The organism is Frankia nepalensis (assembly GCF_016786325.1).
GTDB lineage: Bacteria > Actinomycetota > Actinomycetes > Frankiales > Frankiaceae > Pseudofrankia > Pseudofrankia nepalensis.
Window position 1 is genome coordinate 39,725 of the sequence record NZ_JADWYU010000196.1, and the last position, 17,300, is coordinate 57,024.

14 protein-coding genes are annotated in these 17,300 nt (G+C 72.9%); 4 read left to right on the top strand and 10 right to left on the bottom strand.

All coding sequences use genetic code 11. From position 1 onward, the window contains the following. Window positions 1-15: 15 nt before the first annotated feature. Both I6A81_RS29900 and I6A81_RS29905 read right to left on the bottom strand, forming a co-directional pair. Window positions 16-285, bottom strand: a complete 270-nt coding sequence (locus I6A81_RS29900) for a four-helix bundle copper-binding protein (RefSeq protein WP_238428106.1) — start codon at window positions 283-285, stop codon at window positions 16-18. 1,239 nt (window positions 286-1,524) lie between these two features. After that, a complete protein-coding gene (locus tag I6A81_RS29905; protein WP_202999208.1) occupies window positions 1,525-2,385 on the bottom strand; it encodes an NAD(P)H-binding protein in 861 nt (286 codons plus the stop codon). 109 nt (window positions 2,386-2,494) lie between these two features. Between I6A81_RS29905 and I6A81_RS29910 the strand changes: the two genes are divergently transcribed. Beyond that, window positions 2,495-3,286 carry an AraC family transcriptional regulator gene (locus I6A81_RS29910; protein WP_202999209.1) on the top strand — a complete coding sequence of 264 codons (792 nt, stop codon included), beginning with the start codon at window positions 2,495-2,497 and terminating at the stop codon, window positions 3,284-3,286. Between the two features lie 168 nt (window positions 3,287-3,454). Beyond that, on the top strand, window positions 3,455-4,105 hold the full coding sequence (locus I6A81_RS29915; RefSeq protein WP_202999212.1) for a formylglycine-generating enzyme family protein: 651 nt from the start codon (window positions 3,455-3,457) through the stop codon (window positions 4,103-4,105). 92 nt (window positions 4,106-4,197) lie between these two features. Here I6A81_RS29915 and I6A81_RS29920 read toward each other — a convergent pair whose 3' ends face one another. Both I6A81_RS29920 and I6A81_RS29925 read right to left on the bottom strand, forming a co-directional pair. Continuing rightward, complete coding sequence (locus I6A81_RS29920; RefSeq protein ID WP_202999214.1) at window positions 4,198-5,070, bottom strand: SCO6745 family protein; 873 nt, start codon at window positions 5,068-5,070, stop codon at window positions 4,198-4,200. 80 nt (window positions 5,071-5,150) lie between these two features. Beyond that, window positions 5,151-6,107, bottom strand: coding sequence for an NAD(P)-dependent oxidoreductase (locus I6A81_RS29925; RefSeq protein WP_202999216.1), 957 nt, complete (start codon window positions 6,105-6,107; stop codon window positions 5,151-5,153). A gap of 184 nt (window positions 6,108-6,291) precedes the next feature. Here I6A81_RS29925 and I6A81_RS29930 point away from each other — a divergent pair, with 184 nt between their 5' ends. Next, window positions 6,292-6,885, top strand: coding sequence for an NADPH-dependent FMN reductase (locus I6A81_RS29930; protein WP_202999218.1), 594 nt, complete (start codon window positions 6,292-6,294; stop codon window positions 6,883-6,885). 157 nt (window positions 6,886-7,042) lie between these two features. Here I6A81_RS29930 and I6A81_RS29935 read toward each other — a convergent pair whose 3' ends face one another. The 6 genes from I6A81_RS29935 to I6A81_RS29960 all read right to left on the bottom strand — a co-directional run bounded on the left by I6A81_RS29935 (window position 7,043) and on the right by I6A81_RS29960 (window position 15,052). Continuing rightward, entirely contained in the window at window positions 7,043-8,476 is a 1,434-nt protein-coding gene (locus I6A81_RS29935) for a 4-hydroxyphenylacetate 3-hydroxylase family protein (protein WP_202999220.1), read from the bottom strand. 19 nt (window positions 8,477-8,495) lie between these two features. Further along, entirely contained in the window at window positions 8,496-10,079 is a 1,584-nt protein-coding gene (locus tag I6A81_RS29940; RefSeq protein ID WP_202999222.1) for a dihydrolipoamide acetyltransferase family protein, read from the bottom strand. Between the two features lie 14 nt (window positions 10,080-10,093). Further along, window positions 10,094-11,086 carry an alpha-ketoacid dehydrogenase subunit beta gene (locus I6A81_RS29945; protein ID WP_202999276.1) on the bottom strand — a complete coding sequence of 331 codons (993 nt, stop codon included), beginning with the start codon at window positions 11,084-11,086 and terminating at the stop codon, window positions 10,094-10,096. A gap of 143 nt (window positions 11,087-11,229) precedes the next feature. Continuing rightward, window positions 11,230-12,354 carry a pyruvate dehydrogenase (acetyl-transferring) E1 component subunit alpha gene (gene pdhA, locus I6A81_RS29950; RefSeq protein ID WP_202999224.1) on the bottom strand — a complete coding sequence of 375 codons (1,125 nt, stop codon included), beginning with the start codon at window positions 12,352-12,354 and terminating at the stop codon, window positions 11,230-11,232. Next, a complete protein-coding gene (locus I6A81_RS29955; RefSeq protein ID WP_202999225.1) occupies window positions 12,351-13,460 on the bottom strand; it encodes a prephenate dehydrogenase/arogenate dehydrogenase family protein in 1,110 nt (369 codons plus the stop codon). Before I6A81_RS29955 ends, pdhA begins: the two co-directional genes overlap by 4 nt. Beyond that, window positions 13,457-15,052 carry a wax ester/triacylglycerol synthase domain-containing protein gene (locus I6A81_RS29960; RefSeq protein WP_202999226.1) on the bottom strand — a complete coding sequence of 532 codons (1,596 nt, stop codon included), beginning with the start codon at window positions 15,050-15,052 and terminating at the stop codon, window positions 13,457-13,459. The genes I6A81_RS29955 and I6A81_RS29960 overlap by 4 nt, the downstream gene beginning before the upstream one ends. A gap of 868 nt (window positions 15,053-15,920) precedes the next feature. Between I6A81_RS29960 and I6A81_RS29965 the strand changes: the two genes are divergently transcribed. After that, window positions 15,921-17,264, top strand: coding sequence for a wax ester/triacylglycerol synthase domain-containing protein (locus I6A81_RS29965; RefSeq protein WP_202999227.1), 1,344 nt, complete (start codon window positions 15,921-15,923; stop codon window positions 17,262-17,264). The last annotated feature ends 36 nt before the right edge of the window (window positions 17,265-17,300 follow it).

Below are 17,300 nucleotides of genomic sequence, written 5' to 3' on the forward strand. Positions count from 1 at the left end.
TCGCGGGAGTGCCGCCTACCCGGCCGCCGCGAGCTTCCGGCACGCGGCCGCGGCCCTGCGGCAGGCCTCCGCGCAGGCCGCCATCTGGCGGTCGTCGGGCATCTTGGCGCACATGTCGGCGCACCGGGTGCACATGTCCGCGCACATGCGGCACATGTCCTTCACGCTGCCCGAGTCCCGCATGATCATGTCGGCGCACATGCCGCAGGTGTCGCTGCAGTCCAAGAGCATCCGCATCAGGGCGGCGTCCATCATCGCCCCGCCCTGGCGCATGCAGTAATCCATGGTGCTACGACACGTCGAGCGGCAGTCGATGCATGCGTCAATGCATTCCTGCATTTCGGCGGTACGCACAGAAAGAGTGGCCACTGCACTTCTCCTTATGGGGAGTAGGCCTGATGAAAACTGCCGAGAACGCGACCGTGTCACGCCTTCGGCAAAGGACGGACTATTCGTCGCGCGTGGCAATCGCAGCGTAGCACCGCGTGATAGTCCCAGCAAGGCGCCGCAAACCGATCAGGGCGGGTAGCCGCCAATTCTTGGCGTGGCCGGAAGTCGGGCGCGGTTCCGATTTTCTGCCGCCGTGTGGTGCGGCGTGCTCGTCGCCGCCTTTGGCCCGTTGGAGCGGGAAATGCCGCTGGTGCCAGGAGCAGGTACGCGCGAGCCGGCGTAGATCAGCGAGGAAGTGAGGCGTGTCGTTCCAGGAAGGCGGCGACGTCACTCTCCGACTCGATTGGCAGGGGATACACGAGGAGACGGTCGACCCCGAGATCGGCGTACCGGCGAGCTGAGTCCACGTTGACCTCGACCGGGTCGAGCTGGATATAGATAATTTCCAAACGGCCGAGCCGGGCCGGCCGCGGCCACATAGGCCAGATGTATGAGCGGATCCAGGAGCGGGTCCGTGGCCTCCATCGGCGATGCCGGCACCCGAGGGCTGGGCAGGACGACGTGCTCACCAGCCCACCAGGAGCGGTACGCCAGCTCCTGGGCCAGCCGGGCCAGACGGGCGGTCGTCTCCGGGCCCGTCGTCGCCTTCGCGTTCAGGCCACTGACACCGAGCTCCACGCTCATGCTCCTCGAAAGCTTCTGTCGGGTCGTCTCCGTGCCGGCCGGAGGCAGCAGGTCCGCCAGCGTCAGCTCAGTCCGCGGTGTGCGTTCAGCATTGGGCACGATCCGTGACGGCGCTGCGCAGACCGGGATGTCCCACCCGAAGGCCACGACCGGCGTGCCGGGCACAGGACGGAACCGTCTTCAGCCGCGGCGACGACAACCCCGGCGGCGTCCCAGCCGTGAGCCTGCATGGTTGCCTCCCCTCGAGGACTGCGCGGTGGCGGTCAGGAACCTGTCAGATCACCGTGCCGGGTTACTCCGTGCCGATCCAAGACCCGTTGTCATAACCAATGGTTATGGACGTTCACGTGCAGAATCTCCGTTATTTCTTGGCGGTGCCTGGGACGGGCTGTGAGGCAGCCGTGTAGGTGCCCGAGAACCCGACCGGCTTCGGGCGCGGGATCACATTGATCATGCGCCTGTGAAGGTGTCCAGGTGGTCGAGCGCCCAGGCCTCGAAGCTGGTCGCGGGGCGTCCCAGGAGCCTGGGCACGTCGTCGGTGAGGATCGCGTTGTGCCCCGCCCGCGCCCACCCGGAGCCGGTGATGATGACGTCGACGGCGGAGGTGTCCATTCCGGAGGCGAGCATCTCCTTGCGCGCCACGTCGAGGGGCATGTCGACGGTCGTGACAGCGGTGCCGAGAAGCCGCTGGAGCTGGGCGGCCTGGTCGGGCACAGCGAGCAGTTCCGGGCCGGTCAGGGTATAGGTCTGACCCGTGTGGGCGGAACAGGTCAGGGCTTCCACGGCAACGGCGGCCACGTCTCGCGGGTCGATGACGCCCTGCCTACCGTCGCCGGTCAGGTTGGGTATTGGATTGCCAGATCTGATGGGTGCGGCCCAGTGCAGCGTGTTCGAGGCGAAACTGGACGGCCGCAGCACGGTCCAGGCCATGGGACTCGCGCGCACGGCCTCCTCCGCCCGCCGATGCCAGGCTCCTACTTCCCTGCCGTGGGCGTCGGTTTCGCCGGTCCCGATGGCGGAAAGCTTCACCACTCTGCTCACCCCGGCCGCCACGGCGGCGTCGAGCAGGGCCACGTCATGGTGGGTCGCCGGCGACGCCGGCGCGGTCAGCAGGAAGACCCTCTCGGCTCCGGCCACCGCCGCGCGCAGCGACGCGGAGTCGTCGAAGTCGGCCCGCGCGATGTCCACACCGAGCGAGCCGGGAACGTTCGCGGGGTTCCGTGTCATCGCGCGGACGGCCGCACCACGGGCGACCAGGAGCCTGAGGACCTCGCGTCCGACGGTGCCCGTGGCACCGGTAACAAGGATCATGGGGCAACGGTGTCAGCGCTGGCAGCGCGGCGGCTAGGACGTTTCGGCAGTCCTTGTCCGCGCGATCACGGTGGCCGGCCGGCGCACTCAGGCTTCTATCGTGGGCACGGTGCTGAACGATGGCTCCGAACGCGTCCTCCCCGTGCCGGCCGCGCTGCGGCCATGGATCTCCCAGCTGAGCACTGCCGCGGTCGGCGAGCCTGTTGTCCCTGTCCGGACCGAGGTGCCGGACACCGCCACGGCGCTGGTCGTACGGGCGAGCGGCGACCGCCAGGAGGTCGTGGTCATGGGGCCGCGTACCCATGCCGCGTATTTCGAGGTGAGCCGGGTGCCGTTCTGTGTGAAGGCGCGGCTGCGGCCCGGGCGGGCTCGGGCGTTGCTCGGTGTTCCCCCGCGCGGGCTTGTCGACCGGGCCGTCCCGCTGGATGACCTGTGGGGCGCGGCAGGTGACCGGCTTGCCGAGGCCCTGTCCGACGTCGGTCCAGATGCCGCCGCGGTCGTCGAACTCCTCGAGAAGACGCTGATCGGTCAGGTATCGGCTCTGTCGGGTCAGGACCTGGCACGCGACGAACTCGTGCACAGCGCAACCTCGGCCCTGACCGCTCTGGCCATACCTGGACCTCGGCGGGTCCGGACGACGGCTCGGCGTCTGAACGTCAGCGAGCGGCACCTGCGCAACCTGTTCACCGATGCCGTGGGTATCCCGCCCAAACACTTCGCCCGCATCGACCGGCTACGACACGTGCTCACGCGTGCCAGCCAGCAATCCTTGACCCACCTCGCGGTCGAGGCGGGCTACTACGACCAGTCCCACATGACGGCCGAGTTCCGCCGCATGATGGGGGTATCTCCCGGAGCATTCATCACCGGGCAACTCCCCGCCGCCACTCGCTGCCGCTGACAGCGATTCTGGCGGGCGAAGCGGCGGGCGGATTCTGGTCCATCCGTGTTGGCCTCGCGATCGCTGGATCGGCTGGCCTGGACCGGCGCCAGCCCGCTCATCTGTTGACCACCGTCGTTGATGACGCCAGTAAGGTTCTTGACCATGGAGACAGGCGCGGGAGCAACGATGATCGCCATCCCGGCGGGGTTGGTGACGCTGTCGGACCGGCGAACGCGGTGTACGTGGTCGGTCGAGCTCACGCCCTACCGCCTCGGCGCGTTTCCGATCACTCAGGCGCAGTACGCACAGGTCGTCGGGCATCGGCCGAGCGCGGTCGATGGGGATCTTCTGCCCGTGGAAGGTGTGTCCTGGTGGGACGCCGTCCGTTTCTGCAACGCGCTGTCGCAAGGCGAAGGACTGGCGCCGGCCTATAACATCCGCGCCGAAGGTGAGCACGTCGAGTGGGATATCACCGCGGCCGGATATCGGCTGCCCACCGAGGCCGAATGGGAGCACGCCTGCCGTGCCGGCACGACAGGTCCGCGATATGGATCGCTCGACGACATCGCGTGGTACCGGCAAAACTCACACGGCCGAGTTCATGAGGTGGGCGCCAAGCTGCCCAACCCGTGGGGCCTGCACGACATGCTAGGCAATGTGTGGGACTGGTGCTGGGACGTCTATGACGCCGAGGTTTACGGCCCGTATCGGGTGCTGCGCGGCGGTGGATGGGCCGACGAGCACTGGAGCTGTCGAGCCTCGGTGCGGCGCCGCGGCCATCCGAACTTCCGGGTAGACGATGTCGGTTTTCGTGTCGCGCGTTCTGGTCCGGTCTGATCCGTGTTGGTCCGTCGCCGAGGCTGAACGGACGATCCGCGTCCGCCTGGCTCGCTGGGTCCTGCCTCGGTCCGGACCGCCGCGAGCGGGACCTATCCGGTGGGCGGCTGGTCGCGCGGGTCGGGGACGCCGACGGGGTTGGGCCACAGCAGCAGCGGGGCCGCGGCCTCGGCGACGGGGGCCAGCAGCGCCGCGGCGCGCCGGGTCGCGTCCGGGCCGAGCGCGTCCCAGGCCGGGCTCGCGAGCCGGTCCGTCGTCGCCTCCAGGTCACGGGCGGCGGCCAGCGCCGCCTCGGTCGGCGCGCCGTCGTCGTCGAGCCAGCCGCGAGCCCGCAGTCGGCCGGCCGCCGCGTCCCACTCGTCGTCGGTCCAGCCGCGGATCCGCTGGTAGAAGGCGCGGTCGGTGCCGCCCCTGCTGACCCGCCAGACAAGGCTCTCCGGGCCGTCGAGACCGGCGGTGAGCAGGGCGGCGACATGCCCGTCGCCGCGGTGCTCCCGCAGGACGGTCGCCGCGTGCCAGAGGGTGCCGAGCGGATCGTCGGGCCAGGGGATCCCGGCGTTCGCGGCGCCGAGCACCCGGCCGGCGACCGGGGCGTGCTCGGCCGCCGACCGCAGCAGCGCGGCCAGTTCGGTGAGCTCGTCCGCGCCGATCCCGGCGACCAGCGGACCGAGCGCCGCGCGGGCGCCGTCGAGCCGGACGGCGAGCGCCTTCTCCGGGGAGACCCAGGTCCAGACGTCCGGCAGCGCCCGGGCCACCATGGCGGGCGCGAACCCGAAGAAGGCGCCGACGACCGGCCCGGCCTCGACCGGCCCCAGCGGCGCCGCCCGGCCGGCGAAGTACCCACGCCAGTAGCCGCGCACCCCGGCGTCCTGCCACGTCGCCAGGCTGGCCGGCGCGAAGTACGTGACGGCGTGCACCGGCTCGAACAGCCGCCACATCCGCTGAGCAACGGGCACCTCGACCATGACCCAACCCAATTCCGCCGACCGACCGAGGTCAAGCCCCGCCGCTGCGGCCCACGAGGCCCGCCGATCCGGTCGCGCTGTCAGGCACCGGCCGGCGGCGTGGTCGTCCGTGCCGGGATGACGACGTTGTGCGGGGGCGCGCCCGCTGACAGGGCGTCGAGCTGGCGGCGGAGAAGGGCGACGACCCGTGGCCGCATCGCGGCGCTGTGGCCGCCGACATGGGGGGTGAGCAGGACCTCGTCCAGGTCCCACAGGGCGTGTTCCGGTGGTAGCGGCTCGGGATCGACGACGTCGAGCGCGGCGCGGATCTGGCCGGCACGGACCGCCTCGACGAGGTCCTCGGTGACCACCACCTGGCCGCGCGCGACGTTGACCAGCAGGGCACCCGGCCGCATGGTGGCCAGGAACTCCCGGTTCACCAGGCCCACCGTGCTCGCGTTCAGGGGCACGGCGAGCACGACGACGTCCGCGTCGGGCAGCAGGCCCGGCAATTCGCCAACGGCCCAGACGACGCCCTCGGCGTCCTCACGGTGGGTCGCCGCCACGCGGACGACGTCGACCTCGAAGGGGCGCAGGCGGCTGACGACCGCGCGGCCGACGCCGCCCTGCCCGACCACGAGCACGCGCGAGTCCGCGAGCGACAGCGATGCGGCGTGTGCCCACCGGTGATCAGCCTGAGCGCGGATCAGGGCCGGCAGTCGCCGCTGGCTGGCGATCATCAGCCCGATCGCCAGCTCGGCGGTGGAGGTCTCGTGGACCCCCGCGGCATTGCTGAAGGTGAGGCCCGCGGGGAGCACGGCGCTCACACCCTCGTAGCCGATGGACTGGCTCTGGACGAGCAGCGGGCGCAGGCCCTCGAGCGCCGTAAGCGCCGTCGGGTCAGACATGTACGGCACCACGACGACGTCGAGGTCCGGCCGGGGCGGCTCGCCGGACAGGTCCCAGACCACCACGTCCGTCGCGGGAACCGACGCCAGGGCCTCGCGGAGGTCCTCGGTGGGAACGGCCACGACCAGCGGCCGGCGGAGTTGGGGCACGACGGTTCCTCCTGAAGATGGGTGCGCCCGGCCGGAACGCGCGGCATCGGTTTCCTGGACGCACGACTCCCTGGACGTGCGACCGCGACCCGCCGCGCCGCGGCACGCGGTTCGATGGTGGCCCTCTCGGGGCTAGTCTGTGCCCGGTCTGGCAGCGGAGGGCGGCGCGGCCGACCGTAGGGCCATGAGCCAACCGAGCAAACTCGTCATCGTCGTCGGGAGTGTGCGGGAGGGCAGGTTCGGCCCGGTCGTGGCCTCGTGGGTCGCCGAACAGGCAACCGCGCACGGAAGCTTCGACATCGAGGTGGTCGACCTCGCCGAGTTCGAGATCCCGCTTTCCCTGCCAGCCGCGTCGCCGAAGTACGCGGGAGCCACGTACCCGCGCCCGGCGGGCATGGCGACCCTGACCGCGCGGTTCGACGCCGCGGATGCCTTCGTCCTCGTCACCCCCGAGTACAACCACAGCTACCCCGCCTCGCTGAAGGCCGCCATCGACTGGCACTTCACGCAGTGGACCGCGAAGCCGGTCGCGTTCGTCAGCTATGGGGGCGCGGCGGGCGGGCGGCACGCGGTCCTGCACCTGGAGAACGTCCTCACCGAACTGCACGCGGTGACCATCCGCGACGGCCTGGCGTTCCCGAACTACTTCGTGACCTGGGACGCGGGCCAGCCGGCCGACCCGGACGCGCCGGGCTACGCCAAGACGATGTTCAACCAGCTTGCCTGGTGGGCGGCCGCGCTTCGCAAGGCGCGCGCCGAGGCGCCCTACCCCGACTGATCATGGTCGCCCGGCGAGGCGGCGCCAGGACGGGCAGGCGCGGCGCGGGACCGGCGGCCTGGCCGAGATGATCGCCCCGCCGGGATCGGATGACTGTCACCGCCGTCGGCGGGCGGCGGCGGCCGCTGACGCGTGCACCGCCGCCCGCCCGGCGGAGTCAGGCGAGGATCGAGTCGACCAGGCCGAAGTCCGCGCCGCGGGCCGCCTGGCGCTGGGCGAGCTGGAGGAACCGGCCCGGCGAACCGAGGTAGAACCGCTCGTACAGGTCGGAGCGGCCGGCCAGCCCGGTGCCGACGAAGTCCCAGGCGAGCCGGAACAGCGCCGCCCGCTCGCCGGCGGGCATTCCGTTCGCGCCCTGGTAGTAGCGCTCCAGCAGCGGGCGCAGCCGCGGGTCGTCCAGCTCGGCCCTGGTCGGCGTGGCGAGCAGGCTGTGGCTTCCCAGCAGTTTGATGATCTCGGTGACCCGGGGGAACCAGCGTGGCAGGGTGGGGCGCAGGGCCGCGAACGGGGGCTCCGCGCAGAACCACGTCCCCGCCCCCCATTCGTGGGCGCCGGCCTCGGCGGCGGTCAGCGCGGACCTGGTCAGCTCGAGGTACGTCCAGATCTCGCCGAGCATCTCGATGGCGGCGGGGCTGGTGTTGTTGACCGCCTCGGCCATTCTGGTGGCGAGCTCCCAGGCGAACTGGAGCTTCGAGACGGCGCGGATCGTGGTCTGCTGCATGACGTTCGCGGTCCAGCCGGACCGCTGCATGACGCGGTTGTAAAGGTCCACGTCCCCGTCGAGGAAGACGCGGTGGCGTGGCACCTCGACGTCGTCGAAGATGATGACGGCGTCCTGCTCGTCGAACCGGCTGGACAGCGGCGCGTCAGCGGCTGGCGCCGACGAGGAGTAGCTGTCCCGGCAGAGCACCCGCAGGCCCGGGGTCGACATCGGGATGGCGAAGACGACCGCGTACCGTTCGTCGCCCTCGGTCAGCGGATAGCCGGGGTAGACGAAGATCTCGTCGGCGAACGGCGCGAGGGTCGCGAGTGCCCTGGCGCCGCGCACGACCATTCCCTCGGCGGTGTCCGCCACCTTGTGAACGACGATGTCTCCGCCGCCGGCCGCGGTCTCCGGCATCGACCGGTCGACGGTCGGGTTGACGATCGCGTGCGTGAGCGCCAGATCGTGGCACATGACGTGGCGGTGATAGGCGATCAGGTTGGCGGTGCCCTGGTCGTTGCCGCCGCGGCTCCACACGTCGGGACGTCCGGCGAAGCCGGCGAGCGTCACGTTGAGGTAGTCGGGGCTGCGGCCCATCAGCCCCAGGGTGCGCCGCGCGATGCCGGCGATCGCGTCGTGCCGGCGGGCCAGGTCCGCGGCCGACCGGGGAACCAGATGCGTCACCGCGACCGTCTCCCCGCTGTCCGGGTCCACGGTGAGGTACCGGTCGGGCCGCTCGTGCTGCAGGTCGAACAGGCCGGCGAGCGTCCTGGCGGCGCCGGCGGTGCGCGGATGCGTGGTCACGTCGGCCACTCGTTCGCCGTCCAGCCAGACCTCGCGATCGTCCATCAGCCCCTTGAGGAACTCGGTGCCGGTTCGCGCGCCCATTTCTTCCCCCGTCTCGTTCCTACAGTTCTGCGATCATGGTGAGTGGCTGCTCGACGCAGTGGGCCAGGAAGGTGATGAAGCCGGCCACGGGCGAGCCGTCGCAGGCGCGATGGTCGAAGGCGACGGTGAGCTGGGCGACCTTGCGTGGATGGATCTCGCCGTTCACGACCCACGGCCGCTCGGCGATCCGGCCCACCGCGAGCTGCGCGACCTCCGGATGGTTGATGATCGGAACAGCGCCGTCCGTGCCGAGCGCGCCGTGGTTGTTGATGGTGAACGTGCCTCCGGTGAGCTCGGCGGGAGTCAACGCGCGGTCACGTGCCCGGGTGGTGAGCTCGGAGAGCCGCTCGGTCAGCCGCGGCGCCGTCATGGCGTCGGCGTTCCTGACGACGGGGACGACCAGGCCGGCGGCACCGGCGATCGCGAATCCCAGGTGGACTGACGGATACCGGATGATCTCGTCCCGTTCGGTGTCCACGGTGGCGTTGAGCTCGGGATGGCGCGCGAGCCCCGCGACGCAGATCCTGGCCAGCAGGCCCGGCACACTCACCGGCCGGTCCGGGTTCAGGGCGTTGATCGCGTCGCGGGCCGCGAGCAGGTCGGTGAAGTCCACGTCGCGCCAGGCCGTCGCCTCCGGGATCTCCCGCCGGCTACGAACCATCCGCTCCACGACCACCCGCCTGGTGGCCAGGGGAACGCGGTGGACCGTCGGCGACGTCACCGGATCAGACGTCACCGGATCAGACGTCACCGGATCAGACGCCACCGGATCAGGGGACGGCGGCGGGCGGTGCTCGGCGCGCCGCGCCGCGGCCAGGGCGTGCTCCACGTCGGCCCGGCGGACGACGCCGCCGGCGCCGGTCGCGGGCACCTCGCCCAGGTCGAGGCCCGCGGTCTGGGCGAGCCGCCGAACCACCGGCGAGATGACCCGCGGCGCGACCGCGGCGCTCGCCGAATCCGCGGCATCTGCCCGTCCGGCTCGCCCGGCCGGCACGACGGCCGCGACCGTCGGCCTCACCGCGCCGTCCAGGGCCCTGGTGCCGTTCGAGGTCACCACGTCGTCCGACGTCGCGGCGCCGTTCGGTCGCGGTATGCCCAACGCGGGCTGGTGTCCGCCGATCCTCGGCGTCCGGCGCCGCCAGCGGGCAACCCCCGCGGCCTGGGCGGGTTCCACCGCCGCCGGGCCGAAGCCGACGAGCGCCGGCCCTCCCGCTGCCGGAGGCTGTCGCGGGAGGTCACCCGCGAGCGGCGCCGAGAAGGCGGCCTGGGGGCGTGCCGGGCCCGGGGCTCCGACGGATGCCGAGCCGGCCGACGGGCCGGTGACCGTGCCGGTCCGCTCCCGGACCCGCACGAGGGGAGAGCCGACAGCCAGGACCTCGCCGGCGCGGCCGTGGCGGCTCTCGACGATCCCCGCGTAGGGGCAGGGAATCTCGACGAGCGCTTTCGCCGACTCCACCTCGACGATGGGCTGGTCGATCTCGACCGGCTCCCCGACCTCGACGAGCCACCGCACGACGACGGCGTCGGTGAGCCCTTCGCCGAGGTCGGGGAGGGCGAACTCGGCGACGCCGGTCGCCGGGGCCGCGTCACGTGAACCGTTCATGTCGCCGGGCTCCCTCATGTGTCCGCGAGCCAGCGGGCGTCCGGTTCGTCGTCCCACTGCAGGCGCTCGAAGGCGTCGAGGATGCGCGCGACGCTCGGCTGGTGGTGGTGCTCGAGCTTCGGGGCGGGATACGGAACGTCCCATCCGGTCACCCGCAGCACCGGCGCCGCGAGCGAGTGGAAGCAGCGTTCCTGGACGCGTGCCGCGATCTCCGCGCCGACCCCGGCGAATCCCTGGGCCTCGTGCAGGACGACGCAGCGGCCGGTGCGGCGGACGCTGGCGACGACCGTGTCGTCGTCGAACGGCACGATGGACCGCAGGTCGACGACCTCGACATCCCAGCCGTACCCGGCGGCGACCTGGGCCGCCTCCAACGCGAGCGGGACGGTCGGCCCATAGGTCACCACCGTCACGTCCCGGCCCGCCCGGCGCAGCGCCGCCTGGCCCAGCGGCTCGGCGCGCACGGGCAGATCCACCGGCGACCGGCTCCAGTACAGCCGTTTCGGCTCCAGGAACACCACCGGGTCGGGATCGTCGATCGCGTCCCGCAGCAGGGAGTAGGCGTCCGTGACCGTCGCCGGGGTCACGACCTTCAGGCCCGCCGTGTGCGCGTAGTACGCCTCCGAGCTGTCCGAATGGTGCTCGACCGCGCCCACCCCGCCCCCGTAGGGGATGCGCAGCACCATGGACGGCCGGACCCGGCCGCCGGTCCGCGCGCCCAGCTTCGCCACGTGGCTGACCACCTGCTCGAACGCCGGATAGGCGAAGGCGTCGAACTGCAGCTCCACGACCGGCCGCAGGCCGTACATCGCCATGCCGACCGCGAACCCGACGATCCCGGCCTCCGCCAGCGGCGTGTCGAAACAACGCCGCTCGCCGAAGGCGGCGCGCAGCCCGTCGGTGACGCGGAACACTCCGCCCAGGCGGCCGACGTCCTCACCGAGGACCAGTACGCGCTCGTCCGCCGCCATCGCGTCCCGCAGCGCCCGGTTGAGCGCGCCGGCCATGGAGACCGCCGGCGCCGAGCGGGGCTGGCTCCCGGCCGTGTCGGGAGCGGCCCCCGGGCCGGCGGCCCGGGCGCGGGCATCCCGCGCCGGCTCCGCCGATCCGGCGGAAGCCCCGGGGGAGACGAGGGCGGGCCGGCTCGTGGTCATCGCGCGCCCTCGCCACCCGCGTCGAGCTCCGAGAGCAGAGCCGCCCGCTGCTCGGCCAGGAAGGCCGGCGCGGCCGCGTAGACATGGTCGATGATGTCCGTCGGCGCGACGTGCGCGTCGTGGGCGACGCCGGCCCGCACACCCGCGGCGAGCGCCTCCGCCCGCGCCGTGACGGCCGCCTCGGCCGCGTCGTCGAGCAGGCCGCGCCGGCGCAGGTAGGCCCTCAGGCGCTCCACTGGGTCCCGTCCCCGCCAGCTCGCGACCTCGGCCTCGTCGCGGTAGCGGGTCGGGTCGTCGGCACTGGTATGCGGCCCCATCCGGTAGGTGTGCGCCTCGACCAGCATCGGCCCAAGACCCGCCCGGGCATGGTCCACGGCCTCGGCCAGCACCGACAGGACGGCGACGGCGTCGTTGCCGTCGACCTGCTCGGCGCGCACCCCGTAGCCGATGCCCTTGTAGGCCAGCGACGGCGCGGCGCTCTGCTGGGAGAGGGGAACGCTGATCGCGTACCGGTTGTTCTGCACGAGGAACACCACCGGGGCGCGGAACACCGCGGCGAAGTTCAGCGCCTCGTGGAAGTCGCCCTCACTCGTCGCCCCGTCGCCGAGCAGGACGAGCGCGACCTCGTCGGTGCCCTTCCAACGCGCCGCGACGGCCAGGCCGGTGCCGTGCGGCGCCTGCGTCGCCAGCGGCGTGCTCATCGGGGCGCACCGGTGGGCGTAGGGGTCGTAGCCGCAGTGCCGGTGCCCGCGGACCGGGGCCAGCACGTCCAGGGGATCCACGCCCCGGGACAGCAACGCGCCGCTGTCGCGGTAGGTCGGGAACAGCCAGTCGCCCGGGCGCAGCGCCAGCGCCGCGCCGGCCTGGCACGCCTCCTGGCCCACGGACGACGGGAAGGCCGCGATCCGGCCCTGCCTGGCCAGCGCCGTGGCCTGCGCGTCGAACCGGCGGCCCAGCACCATGGCCTCGTACGCCTGGACCAGCAGCTCGTCCGGCGGCGGCCGGTAGCCGCCGTGCTCGTCGACCGGCTCGCCGCCGTCGTCCACGAAACGGATCGGCGACGGCGACGGGAGCAGCTTCGCGACGACCGCGCCGAGCCCGCCGGTGGTCTCGGTGGTCATGCCGACCTCAGTCCGTCGATGCCGCTGAGGCGCTCACCCAGGGCTCCTCGGGTGGTGGGCAGGGACCTTGCCGCCTCCAACCGGTCGCGGCCCGTGTTCCCCAGCTGGAACAGCGACTCGACGACCGGAGCGGCCCCACCACCCCCACCCGTGCCGGCGCCGAGCGCGTCCCGCACCCGGCCGAGGTCGGCGATGACGTCGTCGAGCAGATCGGCGAGCGGCGACGCGTTGGCCTCGACGATCTCCGTCCACAGGTCGGCGTTCGCCCCGGCGATCCGGGTGAAGTCCATGAGGCCGGGACCGGCGAGCCGGGCGAGGTCCTCCGGCATCCCGGCCAGCCGGGCGGCGATCGCGCTGGCCACGATGTGCGGCAGGTGGCTGAGCAGGCCGAGCGCGAAGTCGTGCGTGTGTGGATCGAGCCGCGTGACCCAGGCGCCGCAGCCGACGGCCACGAGGCGGGCGTGCCGCTCGGCGAGCGGCGAGGTCGCCGCCGACGGGGTGATGACCCAGGGCCGATTGGCGAACAGGTCCTGGAGGGCCCATTCGGGACCGCCGCGCTCGCGGCCGGCCACCGGATGGGCGCCGCAGATCCTGGACATGTCCGCGCCGAGGCGTTCGGCGTCGGTGAGCGGTTCGACCTTCACCGACGCCGTGTCGCTGAACGTCGCCTCGGGAAGCAGGCGCTGCCAGGCGAGGAGCGTCCGGCCCACGTCGCGCGGGGGAACGGCGATCACGACGTGGTCGACGGCCTGCCTGGCGTCCGCGACGAGGGCGCCGACGTCGGCGGCGAGGTCGTCCGCGCCGCCGGCCGAGCGTGGCCGCACGATTCCGGCCGGTCGGGGATCCGGGAACGGCCAGACCCGGCCGGCTCCGCGGCTCGCGGCCACGGCGGTCTGGGCTGGGCGCCGGTCGTGGAGCAGGACGTCGGTCCCGTGCCGGCGCAGCGCCATGCCGACCGAGGTGCCGATCAGGCCGGACCCGACCACCAGGACCCGCAGGTTCGCGAGGTCCGCGAGGTCGGCGTCCGCGAGGCCGGCGCCGGACGAGGCATCCGGGTCCGCCGCCGTCACCGCCGTGAGATCAACCAGGCGCGCGTGCATGGTCATCGCTCAACCGCTCTCTCGTCACTGTGGTGTCTGGTCGCCGCCGCACCGACGGTCGCCGGATTCCCCGACTCGCTGGCCGGTATCGCGCCGGGCGTGTCGAGTGGGTGCCGTCTGGCCGAGTGGGTAGCCCCGGTGAGGCTGCCGACGGGGCCAGCCGCGCTTCCCGCTGACGGATCGGGGCGGATGCCGGCCGCGGCCTCGAGGGCGTCGAGCTCGGCCGCGAACAGCTCGGGGAGCCGCGCGTGGTCCACCACCGAGCCGTCCGCCGAGAAGCCGACCCGTACCTGCTTGTCCAGCCCGCTGAGCAGTACCGCCAGGCGCTGGCCGGCGGGGACCGGGGGCACGGGGACGGCGTCGACGACCGGTCGGCCGAGGATCTCGAACGGGCCGGTCAGGCCGGCCGGGTTGGAGGCCGTCAGCGCGAAGCCACGGGTGGCGATCCCGGTGGACAGCGCCGCGGTCCGCAGCGGCGCCGGAACCGTCCAGAGAAAGAGGCGCTCCGCGACACCCGGGGTCCCGCTCTCCTTGAGCCGCAGGGTCTGGCGACGGATCGCGCCGACCCGTTCGTGAATCGACGCCTCACCGTAGGGCAACGCGATCCGCACGGTTGTCAGGTAGTTGCCCACCACGTCCCGCTGCGCCGCCCGCCGGGTGCTGACCGGCATCGCGGCGTGCACCGCGCGTCGACCGGCCCGGCTGGCCCGGCCGTCCCGGTCGGGGGCCGGGGGACACCAGGCACGCAGGGCGCCGGCGAGCGCGGCGAGGAAGACGTCGTTCACGGTCGCCCCATGGGCCCGGCCGATCGCCCGCAGCCTGGCGAGGTCGATCTCGAGCCAGGCGTGGTGGGTGCTCCCGGTCGCGGTCGCGCTGGCGAGCGGGCCGATGGAGGTCGTTCTCGTGAGGTAGCCGAGTGAGTGCGCCGCGGCCGTGGCGACCGCGCGGAGGCTGTGCCGCCGGTGGTCCGGCAACGGGCGCCGAGGTTCCGGTCGCGCGCCCTGGCCGGACGGGCCGAACAGCTTGCCCAGCACCAGGTCCAGCGCGGTCCCGTCCATCCGCGCGTGGCTGCCGCGGAAGAGCACGGCGAAGCCGTCGGGGCGGTCGCCGTGCAGCAGCCAGAGCTGCCACGGCGCCGCGTCCATCGAGATCTCGACGGCGGACAGCCGCTCGATCGCCTCGCGCAGCCCGGTGAATCCCGAGCCGGCTGGCAGCCGGCACTCCTGGACGTGCCGCGCCGGGTCGAATCCGGGGTCGGCGGCCCAGGCGAGGCGGCCCCACCCCGCCGGCACGAGCCGGTGCGTCAGCGGTGGGAAGTCGCGCGCCCTTTCCACGACCAGGTCGCGCAGCTCCTGGAGATCGGGCGCCGGGCCGGCGGCGACCAGCAGGTTGCCGACCGCCAGTCTGGTCCGTGGATACGCTCGCTGGTACCCCAAGATGATCTTGTCGACGGGGGTGAGTGCCCGCGCGTCCGCGCGGTCGGCGCCATCGTCGGCGCGGACCGCGGCCGGCCCGCGCGCCTCCGTCTCGTCGCCCAGGTGGTCGCGCGGCGCCGTGCCCGTGCGCGAGGAACGCCGTCGACGATCTCCACGCGTCATCGCATGCCGTCCCGGATAACGCCGGCGGTTTGCCGCGCGATTTTCACGACTGGCTCCCTGGCTGAGCTGGAAACCGGTTTACATCCGGCATGCTAGGTGGCGGGAGCGCCCGCCGCGGAGCGACGCGGTCGTAAACCAAACGACAGCGACGAATATACGCGCGCGGTGGGCCGCGTACCCAGGAAAAGCCTGGTCAGCGAACCCTGGGATTTCCAGGCCCTCCTGGGCGCGGGCTCCCGGCCGGCTGGGCGCTGGTTCGGCGCGCCCAGGCTCCTGACCTGGGCATCCGCGAATTCCCGCCGCGGACGGCCGGCTTGGGGTGGGCCAGTTCGGACGTTGGCAACCCTGGGTTGGAGACAAGTGCGAGACAGCGGGCTCAAACACGGGCGGGGAGGCCGATGTCGGCGACGCGACAGGGGCAGCACTGTTTGACGATCGCCCGGGACCCGCGGCGAACGCATCCCACGGGGCGAGAGTGGACTTCGCGCGAGATCCGAGAGGAAAGAGCGGGGCTCCGCCGGACTTCCGTCAGTAAAGAGTTCGAGCCGATTCCGCCGCGGATACCAGGACCATGATCGGTGGGTCGGGACGTGCCCGGTGACCACGCGCCGCGGCGGCTCGCGGTGCCGGCCCGAGTTCCGGCGGCGGCCGGAAGGATCTCCGCCGTCTCCGGGGCGTCCCGCATCCGCCCCCCCGCGGTTGCTCGCTGGTGCGTCAGTGGGTCGCGGCCCTGCCACGGTACCGCCCATACAGGGTGTTACGGTCATGCGCGGCTTCCGGCTCGGTTCGGAAGAAACAGCGGAGATCCTTCTCGCGCGGGGCGGGCCTGGCGCTGGCGAAGGGCCCGCGTCGCGAGACGGGGGTCGGGATGCGATCAGAGTCCCTTGGTGGAGTCGACTCCCCTGGTGGCGCGCACCTGGGTGGCCGGCCGCTGAGCCGGATGGACCGGCACATGCTCGACTTCCAGCGCGCCTATCCCACCCGTCCGGTCAGCGTCACCTGTTGTCTGTTGCGGGTGGCCGGGGTGCCGGATCTCGACGAGGTGCGGGCGGCGGTGCTCGAACGCGTCCAGGCGTTCCCGGCGCTCACGGAGCGGCTGGTGGAACGCCGCGGCCGCGCCCCGCGCTGGGAGCCCGGTGGGGAGATCGACATGGCCCGCCAGGTGCGGGAGCACCGGCTGCCGGCGGGCGCGACCGAGGACGACCTGCGGGCGGCGGCCGCGCGGCTGTCGGGGATCGTGACGCCGCTGGACGGGCCGGCGTGGGAGGTCGGCCTGCTCACCAGCCCCGGCGCGGGCGACTCCCATGTCTTCTTCCGCGCCAGCCACGTCTGGGTGGACGGCCTCTCGCAGAACAGGGTGCTGACGTTCCTGTTCGGCGACGAGACCGCGGCCGGGGCCGGCCCGACCTGGACGCGGACCGGAAAGCTGACGCCCGGCGCGCTGATGTCGGCCGCGAGGCTCCAGGCCGCCAGCTGGGCCGGACCGTCCGGCGGGCTCGCGGCCCTCGCCGGGCCAGCCGAGGATCGCCACAGCGTGGGCTGGGCGTCCGTCGGGGTCGACCGGTTGCGCGCGGTCGGCCGGGCCTACGGGGCTTCCGTCAACGACGTGTACCTGGTCACCGTGGGTGGGGCGCTCGCGGCCTGGTCGTCGCCGGTGGGTCGGTCGCCGGTGCGGACGGTGCTCTCGGTGAGTGCCCGACGCGCGAGTGAGCACTCCGTGCTCGGCAACGCCTTCGTGGCGACCCGGGTGGCGCTGCCCCTGGGACTCGCCTCGCCAGCCGAGCGGTTCGAGCGGGTGTGCCGCCAGACCGCCCCCTACAAGGGGGGCTCGAGCGTGAGCCTTGGCGTGCGTTTCTGGTCCGACCGGGTGCCGGCCCGGTTCGGGCACCTGACCATCGGGGGCGGCCAGGAGCTCGGCAAGGCCGCGGTGAACACATCGAATCTGGGGCCGGTTTCCGGGCCGCTGACGGTGGCTGGAGCTCCGGTCACCGCGGTGTTGCCGGTGCCGGCCGCGCGGGAGGGCCGCCGGCAGGTGCTCGTCACGCTCGGTGGCCTCGGGCGGACGGCCACCGCCGGCTTCACCGTGCCCGTGCCAGGTGGCGCGGAGCTGGCCGAGCTCTGGCTGGCCGAGATCGAGGACCTGGAGCGCGCGGCCGGGATCGTCCCGGCGCCAGACCAGGCCGTGGCCACGCTGGCCGAAGATCGCGGATAGCGCTGGCGCTGGACAACGGACGGGGCACGTCCTTCG

Excerpts from the sequence above, each read along its gene's own strand:
- I6A81_RS29965 (WP_202999227.1), top strand. The coding sequence starts at position 15,921 with ATGCGATCAGAGTCCCTTGGTGGAGTCGACTCCCCTGGTGGCGCGCAC.
- I6A81_RS29940 (WP_202999222.1), bottom strand. The coding sequence starts at position 10,079 with ATGAACGGTTCACGTGACGCGGCCCCGGCGACCGGCGTCGCCGAGTTC.
- I6A81_RS29935 (WP_202999220.1), bottom strand. The coding sequence starts at position 8,476 with ATGGGCGCGCGAACCGGCACCGAGTTCCTCAAGGGGCTGATGGACGAT.
- I6A81_RS29915 (WP_202999212.1), top strand. The coding sequence starts at position 3,455 with ATGATCGCCATCCCGGCGGGGTTGGTGACGCTGTCGGACCGGCGAACG.
- I6A81_RS29900 (WP_238428106.1), bottom strand. The coding sequence starts at position 285 with ATGGATTACTGCATGCGCCAGGGCGGGGCGATGATGGACGCCGCCCTG.
- I6A81_RS29955 (WP_202999225.1), bottom strand. The coding sequence starts at position 13,460 with ATGACCATGCACGCGCGCCTGGTTGATCTCACGGCGGTGACGGCGGCG.
- I6A81_RS29945 (WP_202999276.1), bottom strand. The coding sequence starts at position 11,086 with ATGGCCGGCGCGCTCAACCGGGCGCTGCGGGACGCGATGGCGGCGGAC.
- I6A81_RS29920 (WP_202999214.1), bottom strand. The coding sequence starts at position 5,070 with ATGGTCGAGGTGCCCGTTGCTCAGCGGATGTGGCGGCTGTTCGAGCCG.
- pdhA (WP_202999224.1), bottom strand. The coding sequence starts at position 12,354 with ATGACCACCGAGACCACCGGCGGGCTCGGCGCGGTCGTCGCGAAGCTG.
- I6A81_RS29930 (WP_202999218.1), top strand. The coding sequence starts at position 6,292 with ATGAGCCAACCGAGCAAACTCGTCATCGTCGTCGGGAGTGTGCGGGAG.
- I6A81_RS29960 (WP_202999226.1), bottom strand. The coding sequence starts at position 15,052 with ATGACGCGTGGAGATCGTCGACGGCGTTCCTCGCGCACGGGCACGGCG.
- I6A81_RS29905 (WP_202999208.1), bottom strand. The coding sequence starts at position 2,385 with ATGATCCTTGTTACCGGTGCCACGGGCACCGTCGGACGCGAGGTCCTC.